Source organism: Streptomyces celluloflavus, from assembly GCA_000720995.1.
Classification (GTDB): Bacteria; Actinomycetota; Actinomycetes; order Streptomycetales; family Streptomycetaceae; genus Streptomyces; species Streptomyces celluloflavus.
This window is the reverse complement of the sequence record JOEL01000078.1, coordinates 1-20,327: the sequence shown is the minus strand read 5'-3', so window position 1 is coordinate 20,327 and position 20,327 is coordinate 1. Positions and strand designations below refer to the sequence as shown.

The window sequence follows — 20,327 nt, the reverse complement described above, 5'->3', positions numbered from 1 at the left end:
GACACCACCCCCCAGGTCATCCGTTCGACAGGGGGCAAAAGTCATGCCAGGCCCGGAGGCCAGCGGCCCTCTTGCAGGACCGCGAAAAACATAACGGGGTGCCCCTATCTGTTTGGTCAACCCTGGCGGGGTTGGTTCATAGGGGTTCGTGGCTGGTTTCCGGGAACGTCCCGCGAAGCGGGATGTTCCCGGTGGATCGGGTGCGGTGCGGGCAGCCCGGTGCCCGGCGTGCAGGAGGTGGGGTGGGTGTTAGGCGGCGAGGTCGAGGGTGCGGGGTTCGTAGAGGGTGCTATTGCGGATCATCGCGTGGATGACGTTCACGCGTTGCCGGGCCAGGCGAAGGATCGCCTGGGTATGGGTCTTGCCGCGGGCTCGCTGACGGTCGTAGTAGATCCGCGAGGACAGGTCGCTCTTGCAGCCGATCGCGGCGAACGCAGCTTGGAACAAGGCGCGTTTGAGGAGCCGGTTGCCGCGGTGGGGAGCGTGCTCGCCGCGAATGGAGGTGCCCGAAGACTTTGTGGCAGGGGCTAGTCCGGCGTAGGAGGCGAGGTGTCCGGCAGTGGGGAAGCCGGTGCCGTCACCGATCGCGACGATCACCGCGGCGGTGGTCCTGACGCCCATGCCGGGCAGGGTCGTCAGGAGGTGAAAAAGAGGGAGGGCCTCCAGCAGGGCGGCGATCTCCTGCTCGGTGGCCTGTCGCTGGGTGTGGGCGGCGGCGAGCTGAGCGGCAAGTCCCGGAACGATCAGCGCGGACGCCTCGGTGCCGGGAACGACGAGGGTCTGCTCGGCCAGCGCGTCGCAGATCTCCCCGGCCAGCTGCTTCGCCTTGCGCGAGCCGTGCGCTTTGAGCAGGGCCTCGCAGCGGGCCCGGCCGAGTCTCTTCAGCTTCGCCGGGGAGCCGTGCCGTTGAAGCAGGGCCTGGACGTAGGGGTAGGCCAGGCGCGGGCCGAGCACGCGTTCCAGGGAGGGGTGGATCTGGGAGAGCAGGCCGCGCAGCCGGTTGGTGGTGCGGTTGACCTCGCCGGCCAGGTCGTTGTCATAGCCGGTGAGCATGGTCAACTCGGCCAGGACCTCGTCGTCACGGTCCACCGCGCGCAGCGTGTGCGGCATGGACCGGGCGGTCTCAGCGATCACGAACGCGTCCCGGGCATCGGTCTTGGCCTCACCGGGATGCAGGTCGGCGGCCCGCCGCATCGACAGCCCCGGCAGGTAGGCCACCCGGCACCCGGCGGCGCGGGCCACCGTCAGCGGCAGCGCGCCGATGTTGGCGACCTGGTCCACAACCACCAGAACGGTGCCGAACTTCGCCACCAGCCTGGTGAACAGCTCCAGCAGTTTCGGCTCGGTGTTGGGCAGCCGCTTGTCGTGGACGGTCCTGCCATCCCCGGTCCGGCCGTGGGCATGGTGGAACTCCTTGCCCAGGTCCAGGCCGAGGAAGAGATCTGTCGCGGTCGTGTCGACCATGTGCGCGTGCCCCTCGCCTCTCGTCTCCCCAGCTCCCGGCCATCCCTGCGGCACCACACGCCGGCAACCACGTTACGCAGACATGCCACCCGTGAAACGGTCCGGCGTTGCACCGAACCCGAGTGGTCGTCAGGCCCCTCATCAGCGGTCAAGCGGTGCCCCGAAGCCCGGCGGCAACACCCCCCAGGTCATCGACTTCGACAGGGGGCACACAGCCATACCGGACCCGGGGGCCAGGCACCCCGTTGCGGGGCCACGGAAAAGGTAACGGGGCCCGGGGCGGGCGGTCCCATCGCGGGCTGCGCCGGTGCGGGCGGCGCCGGTGTATCGGCGGTACGGGCCGTTGCCGCCTCGGGGGCCGTATCCACCTCGGGTCAGCGGACGGCCGACGGCCGGGCGTCCGGCACGGGAACGAGACGGGACCGACGCGGGAGGCTAGGCCCGGCGATCGGCCGCCGCAGGAAGCTCGGGGGCGGGCGGTCCCGGGGCGGGCTGCGCTGTCACACGCGACCCCGGCGCGTGCGGACCCGGCGCGTGCGGACCCGGGATATCGGCGGTACCGGCCGTTCCCGCCTCGGAGGCTGTATCCACCTCGGGTCAGCGGACGGCCGACGGCCAGGCGTCCGGCGCGGGAGCGATGCCCGGCGGAGAGCCTCCGCAGGAGACTCCGAGGCGGGCGGCCCCGTCGTACCGGCGGTACCGGCCCTACCCGCCTCGGGGGCCGTACCTGCCCAGGGTCAACGGCCGACCAACGACCGGGCACCCGGCGCGGGAACGATACGGGACCGGTCTGGAGCCGACGCGCCGCCGTCCCGGGACCGGCACCATCCACCGCACGCTCGCGGCATGCGGCATGCGGCATGCGACGCCCGGCATTCGGCGGCCCGCATACGGCGCCCCGCGCGGGGCGGGCAGCTCCCGTACCCGCGCCCGCTCCGCGCCACCTCGCGCGGTTCACGGCGTCCCCGCCGAGCGGCTAGCGTCGGCCGCATGGCCGACTCAGAACACCGGGAAGCGGTAGCGGCAGCGGAACCGAGGCTGCGCGCGTGGGGCTGGGTGTTCGGCGCCCGGGAGATCGACGACACCGACACCGGACCGCCCGTCTACACCGACTTCGAGAAGGACTGGGACGGTCAACTGGGCCTGATCCAGGCGTGGGTGACGAAACGCGGCTACCAGCTCAGCGGCCACGAGATCTGGTCGATCCGCCAACCTGCCAACGCCCTCGCGGCCTTCCTGTCCCAGCAGCGCATTCCCGTACTGGTCATCCCCGGCCGCGCCATCCGGGACCGGATGCGCGCGACGTGGGAATGCTGGCCGCAGGTGGTCACGGACGTGACGGCGGCCGGGGTCCGGATCGAGATCGCCGAGCACGACGGATCCTGACCGGCGGCGAGAGCTCTCGTCCGGGTCTTCCGGGGCGCGCCGTCAGGGTGGTGCCGTTCGCCCGGAGAGCGGGTCCCGCGATGTCCGGTGCGGCGGATCGCACGGCGGAGAGGGTCGCCCCAATACCGGACGCACCGAAGCGACCCGGGGCGGATCCCGCGGTGTCCAACACGGCGCACCGCACAGCAGAGGACGCGTCCGCGGTATCCGACGCGGCAGACCGCACGGCAGAGGGCAGGTCCCGCGGCGCCCGGCGCGGCGCACCGCACAGCGGAAAGGGCCGCCCCGATACCGGACGCACCGAGACGCCCCGGAGCAGATCCCGCAGTGCCCAACACGGCACACCGCACAGCAGAGCACGGGCCCGCAGCACCCAACGCGGCACACCACACAGCAGAGAGTCGGCCCCGCAGCGTCCAACACAACGCACCACACAGCGGAAACGGCCGCCCCGACACCAGACGCACCGAGACGACCCCGACAACGCCACTCGCGGTCCCCCCAGCGCCAGCCGGAGAAGCTGCGTACCAAACGCTGCAGAGCGGGGCCCGGGACGACACACCTAAGACGTCGCCTGAGACGTCGTCAAGCCGGATCGTCGAGCGACGCGGATGCCGCAGGTGCCTCGGAGGTCGGGGTGACGGCGGTCAGTGGGACGCAGGCGCGGAGTTCGAAGCCCCGGCCGTGTGTGGCGGGGCCGGTCTCCAGGCGGCCGTCGGCCAGCAGCAGGCGCTCGCGCAGACCGGCGAGGCCGTTGCCGTCGTGCTGGAGGCGGGGCGGGCCCGCGCCGTCGTCGAGTACCGACAGGCAGAGCCAGCGGCGCTCGTCGGCCGCCCACTCCTCGCTGAGCAGCAGCTCGCAGCGGCGCGCACCGCTGTGCCGTACGACGTTGGTGACGGCCTCGCGCAGCGCCCAGGCCAGCGCGCCCTCCGCCTCGCCCGCGAGACCGTGGTGCCCGCGCTCCAGGGCCGGGTCGACCGCGGCCGTCACCCCGGCGGCGTGCAGCGCGGCCCGTGCCCCGGCCAGCTCGACGGCGAGCCGCGGTCTTCGGTAGCCCGTGACGGCCTCCCGGACGTCCACCAGCGCCTGCCTGCTGACCCGCTCGATGTCGGCGACCTGCCGGGCGGCGTCCGCCGGCCGGCCGGGCAGCATCCGCCCCGCCAGTTCGCTCTTGAGCGTGATCAGCGAGAGGGAGTGGCCGAGGAGGTCGTGCAGATCGCGGGACATCCGCAGCCGCTCCTCGTTGGCCGCGAGGCGGGCGACCTCCTCGCGGGCGGCGCGCAGTTCCTTGGTCGTGGTGATCAGGTACTGCACGCCGACCATGGTGTAGCCGCTGACCATCGCCGGCAGGCCGAAGGCGAAGAGGTAGTAACTGCGGGCCTCCGGGTACCGCATGCCGACGATGAGCAGCAGGATAGTGACGACCGGGATCAGCCATCTGGACTGCCGCCAGGGCAGCACCACGCCGCAGGCCACGGACGTGAAGATGAAGAGCACCAGCCAGCTCGGCCCGAGGACCGTGCCGAGCACACAGGACAGCACCGCCAGCACGGCCAGCGCGAGGTACTTCCCCAGGGCGGACAGGGTCCGCCACATGTGCCGGAACACCAGGGTGAAGTACGTCGCGACGAAGAGGCCGACGCCCAGGCCGCCCAGCACGCGGTCGGCGGTGGAATGGCGGTTGGCGAAGAGCTCCGTCACCGGGCCGACGAAGTAGATCACCCAGATGACGATCCACATCACCTTGCCGATGGCCTGCCGCCGGTTGAGAGGGGCCTGCCCGATCCTCACCGGGTTGAAGTCCTCCGGCACGCTCTTCGCCCGCACCCGTGTCACGCCTTCCGGGTGTCCTTGCGGTACAGCCAGGCCGCGCCGCCGGCGAAGATCAGCAGATAGCCCGCCAGGATGGCCATGTCCTTGACGTGCGGTGCGGTGCCGACCTCGACGGCGGCGCCGAGGGCCGCGTACGCATGGGTCGGGAGCCATTCCGAGATGTTCTGCACCCACTGCGGCAGGAGCGTCATCGGCATCCACAGGCCGCCGAGGAAGGCCAGGGCGAAGAAGAGCAGCATCGAGATCGGGCGGACCGCGTCGCCGGTGGCGAGGTAGCCGATGGCGACGCCGAGGGCGGCGAAGACGAAGCTGCCGAGCCAGGTGCCGACGGCGATGGCGATCCACTGCCAGGCATCCAGCCGGACGCCCTTGACCGCCGCGGCGACGATCATGACCAGCAGGATCGAGGGCAGGCTGACGACCGCCGCCGAAGCTATCTTGGCGGCGACATAGCCGCGGCCGGGCAGGGCGGTCAGCCGCAGCTGGCGCACCCAGCCGCTCTCGCGCTCCTTGGCGATGCGCTCGCTGTTGCCCAGCAGGACGGCCGTCATGGCACCGAACGCCGCCATGGAGACCATGTAGTAGAGGGGCATGTTCAGTTGCATGCCCGGCAGCGGCTTGTCGTCGGCGCCGCCGGCGATGAGCAGATACAGCGCCGCGGGATAGATCACCGAGAAGAACAGGAACTTCTTGTTCCGCAGGGCGCGGACGATCTCCAGTTTGATCAGCGTGGTCATCGTGCCGCCTCCTCGGCGGTGGCGGGGGTCGCGTCGGACGCCGTGGTGAGGGCGATGAATGCCTGCTCCAGACCGAGGCCGGAGACTTCCAGGTTGTGCGGGTAGAGGCCGAGACCGTAGAGGGCGTGCACGGTCGCGTCGGCGTTCTGGGACTGGATGCGGACCGTGTGGCCGGAGATCTCCAGGGCGGTCAGGAACGGCAGGCCGTGCAGCGCGGTGCGGTCGATCGGCTCGTCGAGGTCGAAGGTGACCCGGCGGGCACCGGCCCTGGCCTTGATCTCCGCCGCGGTGCCGTCGGCCAGCACCCGGCCGCGGTGCAGCACGATCACGCGGTCGGCGATCTCGTCGGCCTCTTCGAGGTAGTGGGTGGCGAACAGGACCGTACGGCCCTGCTGGACCTGCTCCCGCATCGTGCCCCAGAACGTCTGGCGGGCCGAGACGTCCATACCGGTGGTCGGCTCGTCCAGCACGATCAGGTCGTTGGCCCCGGCGGTGGCGAGGGCGAAGCGCACCCGCTGCTCCTGGCCGCCGGAGAGCTTGCCGATCAGCCGGTCGCCGATCTCGGTGATACCGGCGGTGGCCAGGATCTGGTCGACGGGGTAGCCGCGCGGGTGCAGATCGCTGGCGAGCCGGACCAGTTCCCGGACCTTGACGCCGTCCATCAGGCCGCCGCTCTGGAGCATCGCGCCGACCTTGCCCTGCGCGATGGCCTGCTGCGGTGTCGTGCCGAAGAGGGTCAGGGTGCCGGAGTCGGGGGTGCGCAGGCCGAGGAGGAGATCGAGGGTGGAGGATTTGCCCGCGCCGTTCGGGCCGAGCAGGGCCACGGTCTCGCCCGGGTGCAGCTCCAGATTCAGATCGTCCACCGCGCGCACCGCACCGTAGCTCTTGCTGACCTGCTGGAAGCTGACCACGGGGGCCGGGCCCGCGCGGTGCCCCGCGACGGCTGTGGTGGTGGCTGTGGTCGTCATGTCCATAATCATCACGGATCGGCGGACCGCGCGGCAGTGTCAGCTGTATGCACTGTGCGATGACAGATGTCATGGGTGAGACCCCCTAGGGGATTCCCTGAGGAAATCGCCCGCGGGGGCCTCCACCTGCGGTTTCGTGCGGTCGGTGGCCGGTCGTGCGGTCAGTCGCCGTTCGTGGCGATGGTCTGGATCCGCTCGGCGGAGGTGGTGCCGAGCAGCGCCTTGCCGACCGCGCCCGCCACGTCCTCGACACTGACCGGCTTCTTGGAGCCGTCGCCCCTGGCGACCAGGACACCGCTGAAGGTTTCGCCGTAGAGCTGCTGGAGGGCCGGCCGGTCGTAGTACGGCACGAGGTCGCCGTTGACCACCTTGAAGGACAGGAACTTCGGGATGGACTTCTGCGGGCTGAAGGAGACCGCGTGCGCGGCGTCCGTACGGACCGTCACCATGCCCGACATCGCGGGCTCCGCGAACTGCTTCAGCACCCGGTCCACCGTGGCCTTGTCGACCTTCGGCTGCTGGGTGACGGCGGCCAGCGCCACCGGCGCGTCGGTACCGCCGGTGACGCGCTGGCGGTACGCCTCGGCGACCTTGCTCTTGGACGCCTCGACGTCGAGGGACTTGTACGGCGCGCCGTAGTGCGGCACCGCCTTGCCGTTCTCGAAGGTGATCCCGCCGTCCTTGGCGGCGCCGGCCGGTCCCGCCACGTTCCGCAGCGCGATCTCCAGCTTCTCGTCGTCGACGATCATCGCGGGCTTGGCCGTGCGGGTGCCGCCGAACAGCGAGCCGATGACGGAGACCGGGTTATAGTCCCGGCCGGCCGCGTCGCGGACCGTCGTCTGGGCGTCGACGTCCAGACCGGCCTTGGCGGGGTCGAGGGTCTGCGGCTTGCCGTCGACGGTGAGCTTGAGCGGCTGGGTGCGGCGGTCCTTGAGGGCCCCCTCCAGCGTCTTGACGGCGTCGTCCTTGGTGCTGCCGCCGATGTCCACGCCGAGCGCCGTGGTGCCGTTGGGCACATCGCCGTGGTCGAGCAGCAGGCCCGCGCCGTAGGCGACGCCGGCCAGGACCACGACACCGACGCCCAGGAGGACGATCTTGTTGCGGCCCTTCTTGGGCGGGTTGATCGGCTCGGGGATCTTGGGGAGCGGGGCCGGGGCCGGGCTCTCGGTGCCGGCGGGCGGGAACGGTGCGGGGGACGGCGGGGCGTCGTCCGCGGAGATCGCCGGGATGCCGCTGACCAGGGTGTCGCCGGACAGCCGGTCCCGGGAGCCGCCGCTGCCGCCCTGCGCCGCGCCGGTCTTGGGACCGCCCTTGGGGCCGGACTTCGGGCCGCCGGGCGCCGTACCGTTCGCACCGCCCGGGGCACCGCCCACGATGCCGCCGAGGCCGCCGCCGGGACCCGTCGGCGCGGGCGCCTGCGGAGTGAGCAGCGCGGTGTCGTCGCCCGCCGGGGCGGCGCCGCCCATGGCGGTGCCGCTGAGGCCGAGCGAGAGACCGGGCGGGGTACCTCCGGACGCGGGGCCGGCCGTCGGACCGCTCGGACCGGCGCCCGTGGGGGCGCCGAAGGGGCTGTCGAAGGGGCTGAGGTCGGGCGCGGGCCCGGTAGGGCCGTCGAACGGCGAGCCGCCACCGAGCGGGGCCGCGCCGTCGAACCCCTTGGGCGCTCCCCCGTCGAACGGCGAGCCGCCGCTCGGCGGGCCCTGGCTGTCCGAGAAGTACGGCAGGTCGGGGCGGTGCGGGGGCGTCGCGCCGGACGGGCCGCGCGGCCGTGTCGGGCCGGTCGCGCTGAGCGGGGTCGGGGCCGGGTGGGCCCCGGTCGTCGACGACTGGCCGGCCGGCCCGGTCTGCGGTTTGCGCGGCGCGAACCAGTCGCTGGTCTTCTCGGCCGGACCGGCCGCGGGGGCCTCGTCGGCCGGCGCTTCGGGGCGCGGGGTACTGGCGGTACGTTCCGCCTTCCGCTCGGTTCCACGAGCGGGGCGCGGCGTACCTGCGGGACCGGCGGAACCGCCGGAACCAGCTGATCCGTTCATGCCGGACTCCTCACCGACGGGCTTGCGCACGACGACCGGCGGGATGGGGCGCGACCCCGGAATATTGATCTTGATCCGCGTCGTCAGCGTGGTCTCGGTCTTCGGCTCCTCCGGCCGGGCCGCGGCACCGGGCGCCGGCGCCTCGTCGGCATCTCCCCGGGGCGTGCCGTACGGCGGCGTGCCCGAGGGGTACGCGGCTGCGCCACGGCCTGGGAGGCCGGAGGACGAACTGTCAGATTCACGACTCAAAGCAGGTTCTCCCGGTTGGCTCCGCCGCTCGTCAGAGATGATCCCCGGCCTGACGCCGGCAGGTGCCCCCAGGGCGGCGCGGCGGCGCGCACCACCATACTGTCCGCCGCAGGCCGGCACTCTGGGAGCGTCCTGGCACCCGGGGTCCGGACGGACCCCCGGCAGCGGCGCAGGTCACCCGGTCCGGCACACCTTGCGTCCTGGTATGGGCCACGTCATCCGCCAACTCGGCCGGGGGATGCACCCGTAGCGCGCATCTGGGCCGCGGTGGTACAGATCACAGCCACCACGATGCCGCCCACCAGGAAGACATACGAGCCGGTCCCCGCCCCGAAGAGGAAGTCGCCCTCCGGCCGGGTGTCGCTGATCAGCAGGAACACCGTCACCAGCCAGGCCGCGCCGGGCACCAGCGCACCGGCCGTGGTGCCCGTCGCCAGGGCGCCGCCGTGGAAGAGTCCGCCGAGGGCGAGCAGCGCCAGCGCCAACCCGCCCGGGAACCATGCCGCTTGGACGAGCGCCCCGGCGATCGCCACCAGCACGCCCGTGATCAGCAACAGCGCGTACGTGCCCACCCGGGCCGGGGTGCTCCGCGGGGCCGGTGCGGGCGCCGGTGCCGCCGAGGCGCCCGGCCGTGGCCCGGAGGTACCGCCCGCGCCCGCCCGCGCCCGCCGGGCTCCGTTGCCCGCCGCCGCGCCGCCCTTCGCTTCGCTCATGTCGCCGCCTCCTCGTTCCGGGCACTGCCCGCCGTCGCCGTGCTCCCGGATGTCCCCGCGACCCCCGCAAACAGATCGTCCTCGCGCTCGCCGTCCGCCGCACCCCGGACGCCGTGCACGAGCCGGTAGTGCTCGGTGGCGAACAGCGGCTGGCCCAGGTCGTTGGAGAGCGCGAAGAACGGCCCGTCGACCGCGACCTGGGTGGCGTGGGCGCGCATCGCCGCGGACTTCGCCGCCGCGTGTTCCGCGCGCGCCGTGATCGACGCCGTGACCTCGGCGTCCGGCACCACTCCCGGCACATCGTCCACGGAGGCCACTCCGGGGAAGGCCCGGCCGGCCGCGCGCAGCCGCGCGAAGCCCTCCTCGACCACCGACCGGGGGTTGCAGTTCCAGTAGATTTTCCCGATCGCAAACGACGCGCCAAGATCTGGCCGGAAGTCGGCCTGCGCGGCGAGCTCGGCGCCGCGCATCGCGACGCGGTGCGCCTGGATGTGGTCGGGGTGGCCGTATCCGCCGTTCGGGTCATACGCGATCAGAACCTGCGGCCGGACCTCCCGGATGACCGCCACCAGATGGGCGGCCGCCTCGTCGAGGCCGGCCTGCCAGAAGGCGGCCGGCCGGTCGTTCTGCGGGGCGCCCATCATCCCGGAGTCGCGGTAGCGGCCCGCTCCGCCGAGGAAGCGGTGGTCGGTGACGCCCAGGGCCGCCATCGCGGCGGCCAGCTCACCGGCGCGGTGCGGGCCCAGGGTGTCGTCCCGGTCGGGGGCGAGATGCGCGAGCTCGGGCGGGATGACCTCGCCCTCCTCGCCCAGGGTGCAGGTCACGAGCGTGACCAGCGCGCCCTCGGCCGCGTACCTGGCCATGGTGGCGCCGTTGTTGATCGACTCGTCATCCGGGTGGGCATGCACCAGCAGCAGACGGCGGGCGGGTAGATCGGTCATGCAGACAGCGTACGAGCCGCCCGGACCGGGCCCGGCACCCGAGGGCGGGCACGGCGCAGCCGCCCGGCCACGGGGCCGGGCGGGCGGTCACGGTGCGGCGGCGGACCGGGCGGGAGCGACCCGTCCGTCAGAACTTGATGCCTCCGAGCATCCCGGCGACGTTCGTCGTCAGCTGCTTGATCGTCGGAGCGATGGACGAGCTGGCCAGGTAGAAGCCCAGCAGCATGCAGACGAACGCATGCCCGCCCTTCAGTCCGGACTTCCTGACGAGCAGGACGACGATGATCACCAGCAGCAGCACCACCGAAATCGAGAGTGCCACGGCGGCTCACCTCCAAGTACGCACGGACCGGACAGGGTTGACGGGGCACGGACCGTGTCGGCGGTTCCGCGTCCCGGGTATGCCAAGGGCTCTTTACCCAGTACCCACTACGCGTTACTCCGTACCCACCTACGCGCATGGGATCATAACTTTCCGAGCGCGCGCATATGTCGGTGCACGGAAGCAGAGCGGGGGCGCACACCGGTTTCGCGACGGGCGGACACCACCCCCGCGAACCGCGGCCCGCCGTAGGCTCGGTGGCATGACCGGACAGCTCTCGTTTCCTCGGCAGCACGCGCGCACCCAGCGCTTCACGCTCGGCGCGCCCCGCGACTACGCCGTCTCCCCCGACGGCGCGCGCGTCGTCTTCCTCCGCTCGCCGTCGGGCACCGACCGCGCCCAGCGGCTGTGGGTCCTGAACCTGAACGAGGGACGGGAGTTCGCCGCCGCCGACCCGTCGGCCCTGCTCGCCGGCGCCGACGAGGAGCTCTCCCCGCAGGAGCGGGCCCGCCGCGAGCGGTCCCGCGAGGGCTCGGCCGGCATCATCGGCTACGCGGTGGACTCCGCCGTGGAGTTGGCGTCCTTCACCCTCTCCGGCCGGCTGTTCGTCTCCGAGCTGCGGGCCGGTACGACGCGTGAACTCCCGGCCCGGGGACCGGTGGTGGACCCGCGGCCGTCGCCGGACGGCCGGTACGTCGCCTACGCGGCCGAGGGCCGGCTGCGGGTGATCGCGGTCGACGGCGCGGCGGACGGGCACGGGGACCGCGCGCTGGCGGAGCCGGACGGGCCCGAGGTCACCTGGGGCCTGGCCGAGTTCATCGCGGCCGAGGAGATGGCCCGTCACCGGGGCTTCTGGTGGTCGCCGGAGAGCGACCGGGTGCTGGCCGCGCGGGTGGACGAATCGCCCGTGCGGCGCTGGTGGATCGCCGACCCCGCCCATCCGGACCGCGAGCCCGCGCGGATCGCCTATCCGGCGGCCGGCACCCCCAACGCCAAGGTCACACTGGCGTTCCTCGGGCTGGACGGTGCCCGGACGGACGTGACGTGGGACACCGAGCGCTACCCCTATCTGGCGCGGGTGCACTGGTCCGCGGCCGGGCCGCCGCTCCTCCTGGTCCAGTCCCGTGACCAGCGCGCCCAGCGCTATCTGACGGTCGACACCGAGACCGGCGCCACCAGCACGGTGCACGCCGAGGAGGACGCGGTGTGGCTGGAGCTGTTCCCCGGGTCGCCCGCCTGGACGCCGGACGGCCGGCTCGTGCGGATCGCGGACGAGGGCGGCGCCCGGAAGCTGTTCGTCGGGGACCGTCCGCTGACCGCGGCGCCGCTGCACGTCCGCGCCGTGCTGGACATCGGCGAGGACGATGTGCTCTTCGCCGCCAGCGGCACCCAGACGCACGACATCGGCGTCTACCGCGCCTGGTTCCGCGGCAGCGGCGACCAGGGCGGCTGGGAGCGGGTCGGCGAGCGGCCGCATCCGACGGTCTCCTCGGCGGTGCGCTCCGGCGAGGTGGCGGTGGTGTCCCAGGCGTCGCTGGAGCGGCCCGGCGTCCGGGCGGAGGTGGTGCGGCTGGCCGCGGACGGCAGCGAGAAGACGCTCGCCACGATCGGTTCGTACGCGGAGGAGCCGGTACTGACCGCGCGTCCCCGGCTGGTCCTGGCGGGCGAGCGGGAGATCCCGTGCGCGGTGCTGCTGCCGTCCGGCTACACGGAGGGCGACGGTCCGCTGCCGGTGCTGCTGGACCCGTACGGCGGTCCGCACGGCCAGCGGGTGGTCGCCGCGCACAACGCGCATCTGACGTCCCAGTGGTTCGCCGACCAGGGGTTCGCGGTGCTCGTCGCGGACGGCCGGGGCACCCCGGGCCGCTCCCCCGCCTGGGAGAAGGCGGTCTCCAGGACCATCGGGGAGGTCGTGCTGGCGGATCAGGTGGCCGCCCTCCACGCACTGGCCGGATCCTTCCCCCTGGACCTGACGCGGGTCGCCATCCGGGGCTGGTCCTTCGGCGGCTATCTGGCGGCGCTGGCCGCGCTGCGCCGCCCGGACGTCTTCCACGCGGCCGTGGTGGGCGCGCCGGTGACCGATCTGCGGCTGTACGACACCCACTACCAGGAGCGCTACCTCGGCCACCCGGACGAGGAGCCGGCGGTCTACGCCGCCAATTCGGTGCTCACCGACGAGGGGCTTTCGGGGGCGGCGGACCAGCACCGCCCGATGCTGATCGTGCACGGTCTCGCGGACGACAACGTCGTCGTCGCGCACTCCCTGCGACTCTCCTCGGCGCTGCTCGCGGCGGGCCGTCCGCACGAGGTGCTGCCGCTGTCCGGGGTGACGCATATGACGCCGCAGGAGCAGGTGGCGGAGAACCTGCTGCTCCTCCAGGTCGACTTCCTCAAGCGGCATCTGGGAATGGCCTGACGCCGCGTCATCGCATCTGTTAAGGCCCCGCCGATGACGACCGCCGCCTCCGTCCGCCTCTCGCGGGCCGGGCGGCGGTGTCGTTCCGGCGGGGCCGCGTCGTCACCGAGGGGGCTCCGGCGGGCCCGGTGCGGCGGGGGTGAACGGCGACCGGCCGGGGCGCTCGACGGCGTCCCGGCCGGTCCACGGCACCCGCACGGCCGTACGGTGTCCAGCATGCTGCGTCCGTATATCGGTGTCGCGACAGGCAAGTTGCCGTCTCGTTAACACAGTTGGTTGCGATATGTCCCCCATGCCGTATATCGCGGCCGGCTGTCAAGCACGCCTGTGCGTCAATCTGCGTAATGTTCGCTCAAGAAGCGGGCCACCTGCGCATCCGCACTCCTCATCCCCTTGACTCCGCCATAAATCACTTGCGAAAGTCCGCTCATCCAGCGGTACGAATCGGTGCCGCTTCACGTTCCAAGAGAACTCGGCGCGGGGGCACTTCGCGATGACTAGTCCATCCCAGACCTCGGATACCAAGACCGACACCCCAGGGCTTGGCACCGATGGTCTGAAGAAGGAGAAGGACCGCAAGGGCGGTGAGCTCGTCGGCCGTTCCCCCGGCCAACTGATGTGGACGCGCTTCAAGCGCGACCGCACCGGAATGATCTGCGCGATCATCGTGCTCGCGTTCTTCGTCGTCTCCGCACTGGCTCCGGTCATCGCCAAGCTGTACGGGAAGAATCCGTACACGCTCTACGGCAACGACAATTTCGACCTGCTGGACGAGTTCGGCTATCCGGCGGGTTCCAACGGCGGCATCTCCGGCGACTTCTGGTTCGGCATCGAACCGTCGCTCGGCCGCGACGTGTTCACCCAGCTGCTGTACGGCATGCGCACCTCCCTGGGCATCTCGGTGGCGGTGACCATCCTGGTCGTCATCACCGGCACCATCCTCGGTGTCACGGCCGGCTATGTGGGCGGCCGGACCGACTACTGGCTCGGCCGGGTCATCGACTTCCTGCTCGCCTTCCCCAGCCAGCTCACCTTCGTGGCGTTCATGCCCGTCGTCGTGGCGATCTTCGTGCCGCCGTCGGACGAGACCCCCACCTACATCCGGGTGACGGCACTGGTCATCGTCCAGTGGGCGCTCGGCTGGATGGGGCTGGCCCGTCTGCTGCGCGGCCAGGTGCTGTCGCTGCGCGAGCGGGAGTTCGTCGAGGCCGCGAAGATCACCGGCGCGTCCCCCTGGCGGATCATCCGCAAGGAACTGCTGCCCAACGTGGTCACCCCGATCCTCGTGCAGACCACCTACATGCTCCCGCTGTTCGTGACGGCGGAGGCCGGTCTGTCCTACCTGGGCGTCGGCATCATGGAGCCGACCCCGGACTGGGGCCGGATGTTCCACACGGCCGGCAGCGTGTACGAGAACGACCCGACCTACTTGCTCTTCCCCGGCGCCGCGATGGTGATCTTCGTGCTGTGCTTCAACCTTCTCGGGGACTCGGTCCGGGACGCCTTCGATCCCAAATCCGGGCGTTGATCGTCCATTTGAGGGGGGTTGCTGTCACCCCCGCGCCGGGCTGGTACCGGATGCGTCAGACAGCACATCTGGACAACAACTGACAGGCAGGTGCTTGGAACGTCATGAACACTTTCTCTACGCGCAGAGCGCGTGCGGCGATCGTGGCCCTCGCGGCCGGATCGCTCGCACTGACCGGATGCAGCAGCGGCGGCGGCAAGGACAGCAAGGACAAGTCGAAGTCGGACAAGGACGCCGCGTCGCAGTCCACGGCGGTGGCGTTCGGCACGGCCGCCGAGTCCACCGGTCCCGCGCCCGCGGTGAAGGATGCCAAGTCCGGCGGCACCATCACCGTCTACCAGCGTGACAGTTTCAACCACCTCGACCCGGCCCAGATGTACGTCAGCGACATGAAGGTCCTGGCGAACCTGGTCTTCCGCGGTCTGACCAGCTTCCGGCAGGACGACAACGGCAAGCAGACGGTGGTCGGCGACCTCGCCACCGACTCCGGCCAGATGTCCGACGGCGGCAAGACCTGGAAGTACACGCTCAAGGACGGCGTCAAGTTCGACGACGGCAAGCCGATCACCTCGGCCGACATCCGCCACACCATCGAGCGCACCTACGCCAAGTTCATCACCGACGGCCCCACCTATGTGCAGCAGTGGCTGTCGGGCAAGGGCACCGCGTACCGCAAGGCGCTGCCGGACGGTCCGTACAAGGGTGACCACCTGCCCAAGACGGTGCTGGACACGCCGGATGACAAGACCATCATCTTCCACTTCAACGAGCCGCAGTCGCAGCTCCCGTACGCGCTGACCATGCCGGGTTACAGCGCCGTCCCGGACGGTGCGAAGGACACCCAGGACAAGTACGACGTCGCGCCGGTGTGCACGGGTCCGTACAAGATCGCCTCGTTCAAGTCGGGCAAGTCCATGAAGCTGGTGAAGAACACCAACTGGGACCCCAAGACCGACGCGATGCGCCACCAGTACGTCGACGGCTTCGACATCACCTTCAACCACCAGGCGTCGGACTCCACCAAGCGTCTGGAGGCCGACCAGGGCGAGGCCAAGAACGCGATCAGCTTCTCCAACGCGGTCGACCCGACGCTGACGAAGCAGGTGCTGGACGACCCCAACGCCAGCAAGCGCCTGGTGCAGGGCTACCAGCCCTACGTCTGGCAGATGAACATGAACATGGACCGCCTCAAGGACAAGAAGATCCGCGACGCGATCACCTACGCGCTGCCGAACGGCCAGATCGTCCGGGTCAACGGCGGCAGCTACGGCGGTGAGATCGCGGGCGGTCTGCTCGCCCCGACCGTCGCCGGTTACGAGAAGGGCTACGACCCCTACGGCAAGCTCAGCCACCCGAACGGTGAGCCGGAGAAGGCCAAGAAGCTCCTCCAGGAGGCCGGCAAGACGGGCATGAAGCTCGTCTACGCGTACTCCAACACCGAGGCCCGCCAGAAGGAAGCCGTCGTCATCGTCGACGCGCTGAACAAGGCCGGCTTCGACGTGCAGAAGAAGGAGGTCGACTCGGCCTCCTGGTACGAGCAGATGGGCAAGGTCGACAACGGCTTCGACATCTACATGACCGGCTGGGGCCAGGACTGGGCCGACGCGTCGACCGTGATCCCGCCGTCGTACGACGGCACCCAGATCCAGGACGGCTCCTCGAACTACTCGCACATCAACGACCCGCACGTGAACTCCGAGATCGCGCGCATCAGCAAGCTCACGGACGTCACGCAGGCGACCGCGGAGTGGGTCAAGCTGCACAAGTACATCGTGGAGAAGGTCAACCCGGCCGCCCCGGTGTTCTACACCAAGACCCTCCAGCTGTACGGCTCCAACGTCGGCGGTACCCGCTACAGCAGCGACATCAGCTACATGGACCCGAACACGCTGTTCCTCAAGAAGTAGGCACTTCACCAGGCACCGCAGAAGGGACCCCGGAGCGCGCGCGTACGGCGGAACGCGTGCCCTCCGGGGCCTTCACCGCAACCCCTCTTACCCACTGCCGCCGCCGTCCTGAGAGCAGCGAACTGCCATGCTTCAATTCCTATTTCGCCGGACGTTCGGCGCGGTCGTCACCCTCATCCTGCTGAGCGCCTTCACCTTCTTCGTGTTCTTCTCCGTGGGCGACCCGGCGATGATGTCCTGCGGCAAGAACTGCACCGCTGACAACATCGCGCTGATCCACCAGAACCTCGGCCTCGACAAGCCCCTGCCGACGCAGTACTGGGACTTCCTCGCGGGCATCTTCACGGGCCGCGACTACAGCATCGGCCACTGCAGCGCCCCCTGCTTCGGCTACTCCTTCGCGACCAAGCAGGACGTCTGGTCGACCCTGATGGACCGGCTGCCCACCACGGCGTCGCTGGCCCTCGGCGGTGCCATCGCCTTCCTGGTCATCGGCCTGGGCGCCGGTCTGCTCGCCGCCTGGAAGCGCGGCACGGTGCTGGACAAGGCCGTCACCGGCGTGTCCATGGTCCTCAGCTCGGTGCAGATCTACATCCTCGGCCCGATCGTGCTCGGCCTCTTCGTCTACAGCGGCGTCATGGAATCCCCGAAGTACGTGCCCTTCGCCTCCAGCCCCGCCGGCTGGTTCATGGGCCTGCTGCTGCCCTGGCTGGTGATGGCGACGATCTTCACCGCGCAGTACACCCGTATGTCGCGCTCGACGATGATCGAGCAGCTCCAGGAGGAGCACGTCCGCACGGCGAAGGCCAAGGGCATGCCCGCCCGCTATGTCTTCCTGCGGTACGCCTGGCGCGGTTCGCTGATCCCCATCGTCACCATCCTCGGCATGGACCTGGGGTCGCTCTTCGGCGGCGCCATGATCACCGAGTTCACCTTCTCGCTGGCGGGCGTCGGCCGGCTCGCGATCAACTCCGTCACCACCCTCGACCTGCCCATGGTGCTGGGCGTGCTGATCTTCAGCGCGGCCCTGATCCTGGTGTTCAACATCATTGTGGATGCGACGTACGCCTTCATCGACCCGCGCGTGCGCCTGTCCTAGGAGAGCCTGAAGTGACCACACTCACCACGACCGAGGGCGCACCGGTCCCGACCGGATCGGCCCCCTTCCTCTCCGTCCGCGACCTGCACGTGCGGTTCTCCACCGAGGACGGCATCGTCAAGGCGGTCGACGGCCTCTCCTTCGATCTGGAACGCGGCAAGACGCTCGGTATCGTCGGCGAGTCGGGATCCGGCAAGTCCGTCACCAACCTCGCCGTCCTGGGGCTGCACAACCCCAAGTCCACCGAGATCACGGGCGATATCACCCTGGACGGCGAGGAGTTGACCAGGGCCCGGGAGAAGTCCCTGGAGAAGCTCCGCGGCAACAAGATGGCCATGATCTTCCAGGACGCGCTCACCGCGCTGTCGCCGTACTACACGGTCGGCCGGCAGATCGCGGAGCCGTTCATCAAGCACACCGGCGCGAGCAAGCGCGAGGGCCGGCAGCGCGCGATCGAGATGCTGACCAAGGTCGGCATCCCGCAGCCGAATCTGCGGGTGGACGACTACCCGCACCAGTTCTCCGGCGGTATGCGCCAGCGCGCCATGATCGCCATGTCGCTGGTCTGCAACCCCGAGCTGCTGATCGCGGACGAGCCGACCACCGCCCTGGACGTCACCGTCCAGGCGCAGATCCTGGACCTGCTCAAGGACCTCCAGCAGGAGTTCGGCTCCGCGATCATCCTGATCACCCACGACCTCGGGGTGGTCGCCAACATCGCGGACGACCTGCTGGTGATGTACGCGGGACGGGCCGTGGAGCGCGGCTCCGTCAAGGAGATCCTCACCCAGCCCCGGCACCCGTACACCTGGGGTCTGCTGAGCTCCATGCCGCGGCTCTCCTCGGACGTCAACGAGTCGCTGCACCCGATCCCCGGCAGCCCGCCGAGCCTGCTCAACCCGCCGTCGGGCTGCGCCTTCCACCCGCGCTGCGGGTTCGCCGACACGGTCGGCGCCGCGCGTTGCACCGATGAGCGGCCGCTGCTGGAGCTCGGCCGGGCCGCCGCGTGCCACCTCAGCGCCGAGCAGAAGCAGACCCTCTTCACCGAGCAGATCAAGCCCCGGCTGGGCTAGGGAGCCACCACCATGACAGAGAACGTCACCCTCCCCGCGCCCCGCGACGCCGCGCCCACACCGGGCGAGCCCCTGCTCACCGCCGAGGGGCTCACCAAGCACTTCCCGATCTACGGCGGCTTCCCGTTCAAGCGGAAGGTCGGCGCGGTCCAGGCGGTCGACGGCGTCGACCTGACGGTGCACGCGGGCGAGAGCTTCGGCCTGGTCGGCGAGTCGGGCTGCGGTAAGTCCACCACCGGGCGGCTGCTCACCCGGCTCATGGAGCCGACCTCCGGCAAGGTCACCTACGCGGGCCAGGACATCACCCACGCCAAGCGCAAGGAACTCGCGCCGGTCCGCTCCGAGATCCAGATGATCTTCCAGGACCCGTACGCCTCGCTGAACCCGCGGCAGACGGTCGGCACCATCATCGGCGGCCCGATGGAGATCAACGGGATCAACCCGCCCGGCGGCCGGGAGAAGCGGGTCCGCGAGCTCCTGGAGACCGTGGGCCTCAACCCGGAGCACTACAACCGCTTCCCGCACGAGTTCTCCGGCGGCCAGCGCCAGCGCATCGGCGTGGCCCGTGCGCTCGCCCTGGAGCCGAAGCTGATCGTCGCGGACGAGCCGGTCTCCGCGCTGGACGTCTCCATCCAGGCGCAGGTCGTCAACCTGCTCCAGCAGCTCCAGCGCGACCTGGGCATCGCCTTCCTCTTCATCGCCCACGACCTGGCGATCGTGCGGCACTTCAGCGAGCGGGTCGCGGTGATGTACCTCGGCAAGATCGTCGAGGTGGGCACCCGGGACGAGATCTACCACCGGCCGCGCCACCCGTACACCCACGCGCTGCTCTCGGCCGTTCCCGAGGCCAAGCTCGTGGAGTCCGAGGAGGAGGACCGCGAGCGCATCCGGCTCGCCGGCGACGTGCCCTCCCCCGTCAACCCGCCGTCGGGCTGCCGGTTCCGCACCCGCTGCTGGAAGGCGCAGGACAAGTGCGCGTCGGAGGAGCCGCCGCTCGTCCAGATCACCGGGAACCCGGCGGGCCATCTCACCGCCTGCCACTTCCCCGAAGAACCGACGACCGCGGCGCGGGACGAGGACATCATCCTCGATCCGGCACTGGCCGCGATCGAGGAGGCGCCGGTCGCGCCGTCCGGTAAGGACGGCGAGACCGACAAGACCCCTTGACCCGGCCCGTTCACGGGGGAGGTGAAGCGATTCTGAGCGTTGCTCTGACCTGCAGGCTGGAGTGGACGGTTCTGCTGCTCGATGTACTGACGGACGATCGACAGTGGCGCGCCGCCAACTGATCCGGCGAAGTAGGAACGGGACCACAGCCGCTGAGCCCGCCGGTAGTGCCGGACGAGGTCGGGATACTTCTGGCGGAGCTTGCGGGAGCTGACGCCTTTCAGTGAGTTGACCAGCTTGGGCAGGGCCATCTTCGGCGGGAAGTTCACCAGCGGGTGCACGTGGTTGTTCTCGTCGTTGAACTCCACCAGCTTGCACTCGAAGTCCTCGCACACGGCGTGCCTGATCTCCTCCATGTGCGTCAGGTGCGTGCCTTTGAAGACCTTGTGCTGGTACTTCGTCACGAAAACCACGTGGGCGTGGAGGATGAAAGCGCAGTGACGACCAGTTCGAATGTTCTGATATTCGGCCATAAACCCACCGCAGTACGCTGA

General features: G+C 70.6%; 15 protein-coding genes and 1 pseudogene. 7 read left to right on the top strand and 9 right to left on the bottom strand.

Going from position 1 to position 20,327, the window contains the following annotated elements:
* Window positions 1-249: 249 nt before the first annotated feature.
* A complete protein-coding gene (locus tag IH09_RS34655; RefSeq protein ID WP_052861714.1) occupies window positions 250-1,464 on the bottom strand; it encodes an IS110 family RNA-guided transposase in 1,215 nt (404 codons plus the stop codon).
* Window positions 1,465-2,454: 990 nt separating this feature from the next.
* Here IH09_RS34655 and IH09_RS34650 point away from each other — a divergent pair.
* Entirely contained in the window at window positions 2,455-2,850 is a 396-nt protein-coding gene (locus IH09_RS34650; protein WP_143682060.1) for a hypothetical protein, read from the top strand.
* Between the two features lie 585 nt (window positions 2,851-3,435).
* On the opposite strand, the gene IH09_RS34645 is transcribed toward IH09_RS34650, so the two are convergent.
* From IH09_RS34645 to IH09_RS34615, 7 genes are all read right to left on the bottom strand, one after another.
* Complete coding sequence (locus IH09_RS34645) at window positions 3,436-4,686, bottom strand: histidine kinase (RefSeq protein WP_052861711.1); 1,251 nt, start codon at window positions 4,684-4,686, stop codon at window positions 3,436-3,438.
* On the bottom strand, window positions 4,683-5,420 hold the full coding sequence (locus tag IH09_RS34640; RefSeq protein ID WP_052861709.1) for an ABC transporter permease: 738 nt from the start codon (window positions 5,418-5,420) through the stop codon (window positions 4,683-4,685). The genes IH09_RS34645 and IH09_RS34640 overlap by 4 nt, the downstream gene beginning before the upstream one ends.
* Window positions 5,417-6,388: an ABC transporter ATP-binding protein gene (locus IH09_RS34635; RefSeq protein WP_052861707.1), complete on the bottom strand. Its 972-nt coding sequence runs from the start codon at window positions 6,386-6,388 to the stop codon at window positions 5,417-5,419. The genes IH09_RS34640 and IH09_RS34635 overlap by 4 nt, the downstream gene beginning before the upstream one ends.
* A gap of 161 nt (window positions 6,389-6,549) precedes the next feature.
* Entirely contained in the window at window positions 6,550-8,667 is a 2,118-nt protein-coding gene (locus tag IH09_RS34630; protein WP_052861705.1) for a hypothetical protein, read from the bottom strand.
* Window positions 8,668-8,882: 215 nt separating this feature from the next.
* Window positions 8,883-9,380, bottom strand: coding sequence for a DUF6113 family protein (locus IH09_RS34625; RefSeq protein ID WP_052861703.1), 498 nt, complete (start codon window positions 9,378-9,380; stop codon window positions 8,883-8,885).
* Complete coding sequence (gene mshB, locus IH09_RS34620) at window positions 9,377-10,321, bottom strand: N-acetyl-1-D-myo-inositol-2-amino-2-deoxy-alpha-D-glucopyranoside deacetylase (RefSeq protein ID WP_052861702.1); 945 nt, start codon at window positions 10,319-10,321, stop codon at window positions 9,377-9,379. The genes IH09_RS34625 and mshB overlap by 4 nt, the downstream gene beginning before the upstream one ends.
* Window positions 10,322-10,448: 127 nt before the next feature.
* Complete coding sequence (locus tag IH09_RS34615; RefSeq protein ID WP_052861700.1) at window positions 10,449-10,643, bottom strand: hypothetical protein; 195 nt, start codon at window positions 10,641-10,643, stop codon at window positions 10,449-10,451.
* A 262-nt stretch (window positions 10,644-10,905) separates the two neighbouring features.
* Here IH09_RS34615 and IH09_RS34610 point away from each other — a divergent pair, with 262 nt between their 5' ends.
* The 6 genes from IH09_RS34610 (at window position 10,906) to IH09_RS34585 (ending at window position 19,833) form a co-directional block, all read left to right on the top strand.
* The gene (locus tag IH09_RS34610; RefSeq protein ID WP_052861699.1) at window positions 10,906-13,059 is read left to right on the top strand and encodes a S9 family peptidase; all 2,154 of its coding nucleotides are present in this window, start codon (window positions 10,906-10,908) and stop codon (window positions 13,057-13,059) included.
* A 493-nt stretch (window positions 13,060-13,552) separates the two neighbouring features.
* Entirely contained in the window at window positions 13,553-14,587 is a 1,035-nt protein-coding gene (locus IH09_RS34605) for an ABC transporter permease (RefSeq protein ID WP_052861697.1), read from the top strand.
* A 104-nt stretch (window positions 14,588-14,691) separates the two neighbouring features.
* The gene (locus IH09_RS34600; RefSeq protein ID WP_052861694.1) at window positions 14,692-16,494 is read left to right on the top strand and encodes an ABC transporter substrate-binding protein; all 1,803 of its coding nucleotides are present in this window, start codon (window positions 14,692-14,694) and stop codon (window positions 16,492-16,494) included.
* Between the two features lie 127 nt (window positions 16,495-16,621).
* Window positions 16,622-17,593 (top strand): ABC transporter permease, encoded by a 972-nt coding sequence (locus IH09_RS34595; RefSeq protein ID WP_052861693.1) that lies wholly within the window; start codon window positions 16,622-16,624, stop codon window positions 17,591-17,593.
* Window positions 17,594-17,604: 11 nt separating this feature from the next.
* Window positions 17,605-18,666 (top strand): ABC transporter ATP-binding protein, encoded by a 1,062-nt coding sequence (locus tag IH09_RS34590; RefSeq protein ID WP_052861691.1) that lies wholly within the window; start codon window positions 17,605-17,607, stop codon window positions 18,664-18,666.
* A gap of 12 nt (window positions 18,667-18,678) precedes the next feature.
* Window positions 18,679-19,833: an ABC transporter ATP-binding protein gene (locus IH09_RS34585; RefSeq protein ID WP_052861688.1), complete on the top strand. Its 1,155-nt coding sequence runs from the start codon at window positions 18,679-18,681 to the stop codon at window positions 19,831-19,833.
* A 62-nt stretch (window positions 19,834-19,895) separates the two neighbouring features.
* On the opposite strand, the pseudogene tnpA reads toward IH09_RS34585, so the two are convergent.
* Window positions 19,896-20,306, bottom strand: a pseudogene (tnpA, locus tag IH09_RS38490) (IS200/IS605 family transposase); the annotation flags it as partial.
* Window positions 20,307-20,327 lie beyond the last annotated feature (21 nt).

Excerpts from the sequence above, each read along its gene's own strand:
- IH09_RS34655 (WP_052861714.1), bottom strand. The coding sequence starts at position 1,464 with ATGGTCGACACGACCGCGACAGATCTCTTCCTCGGCCTGGACCTGGGC.
- IH09_RS34650 (WP_143682060.1), top strand. The coding sequence starts at position 2,455 with ATGGCCGACTCAGAACACCGGGAAGCGGTAGCGGCAGCGGAACCGAGG.
- IH09_RS34640 (WP_052861709.1), bottom strand. The coding sequence starts at position 5,420 with ATGACCACGCTGATCAAACTGGAGATCGTCCGCGCCCTGCGGAACAAG.
- IH09_RS34635 (WP_052861707.1), bottom strand. The coding sequence starts at position 6,388 with ATGACGACCACAGCCACCACCACAGCCGTCGCGGGGCACCGCGCGGGC.
- IH09_RS34625 (WP_052861703.1), bottom strand. The coding sequence starts at position 9,380 with ATGAGCGAAGCGAAGGGCGGCGCGGCGGCGGGCAACGGAGCCCGGCGG.
- mshB (WP_052861702.1), bottom strand. The coding sequence starts at position 10,321 with ATGACCGATCTACCCGCCCGCCGTCTGCTGCTGGTGCATGCCCACCCG.
- IH09_RS34610 (WP_052861699.1), top strand. The coding sequence starts at position 10,906 with ATGACCGGACAGCTCTCGTTTCCTCGGCAGCACGCGCGCACCCAGCGC.
- IH09_RS34605 (WP_052861697.1), top strand. The coding sequence starts at position 13,553 with ATGACTAGTCCATCCCAGACCTCGGATACCAAGACCGACACCCCAGGG.
- IH09_RS34600 (WP_052861694.1), top strand. The coding sequence starts at position 14,692 with ATGAACACTTTCTCTACGCGCAGAGCGCGTGCGGCGATCGTGGCCCTC.
- IH09_RS34595 (WP_052861693.1), top strand. The coding sequence starts at position 16,622 with ATGCTTCAATTCCTATTTCGCCGGACGTTCGGCGCGGTCGTCACCCTC.
- IH09_RS34585 (WP_052861688.1), top strand. The coding sequence starts at position 18,679 with ATGACAGAGAACGTCACCCTCCCCGCGCCCCGCGACGCCGCGCCCACA.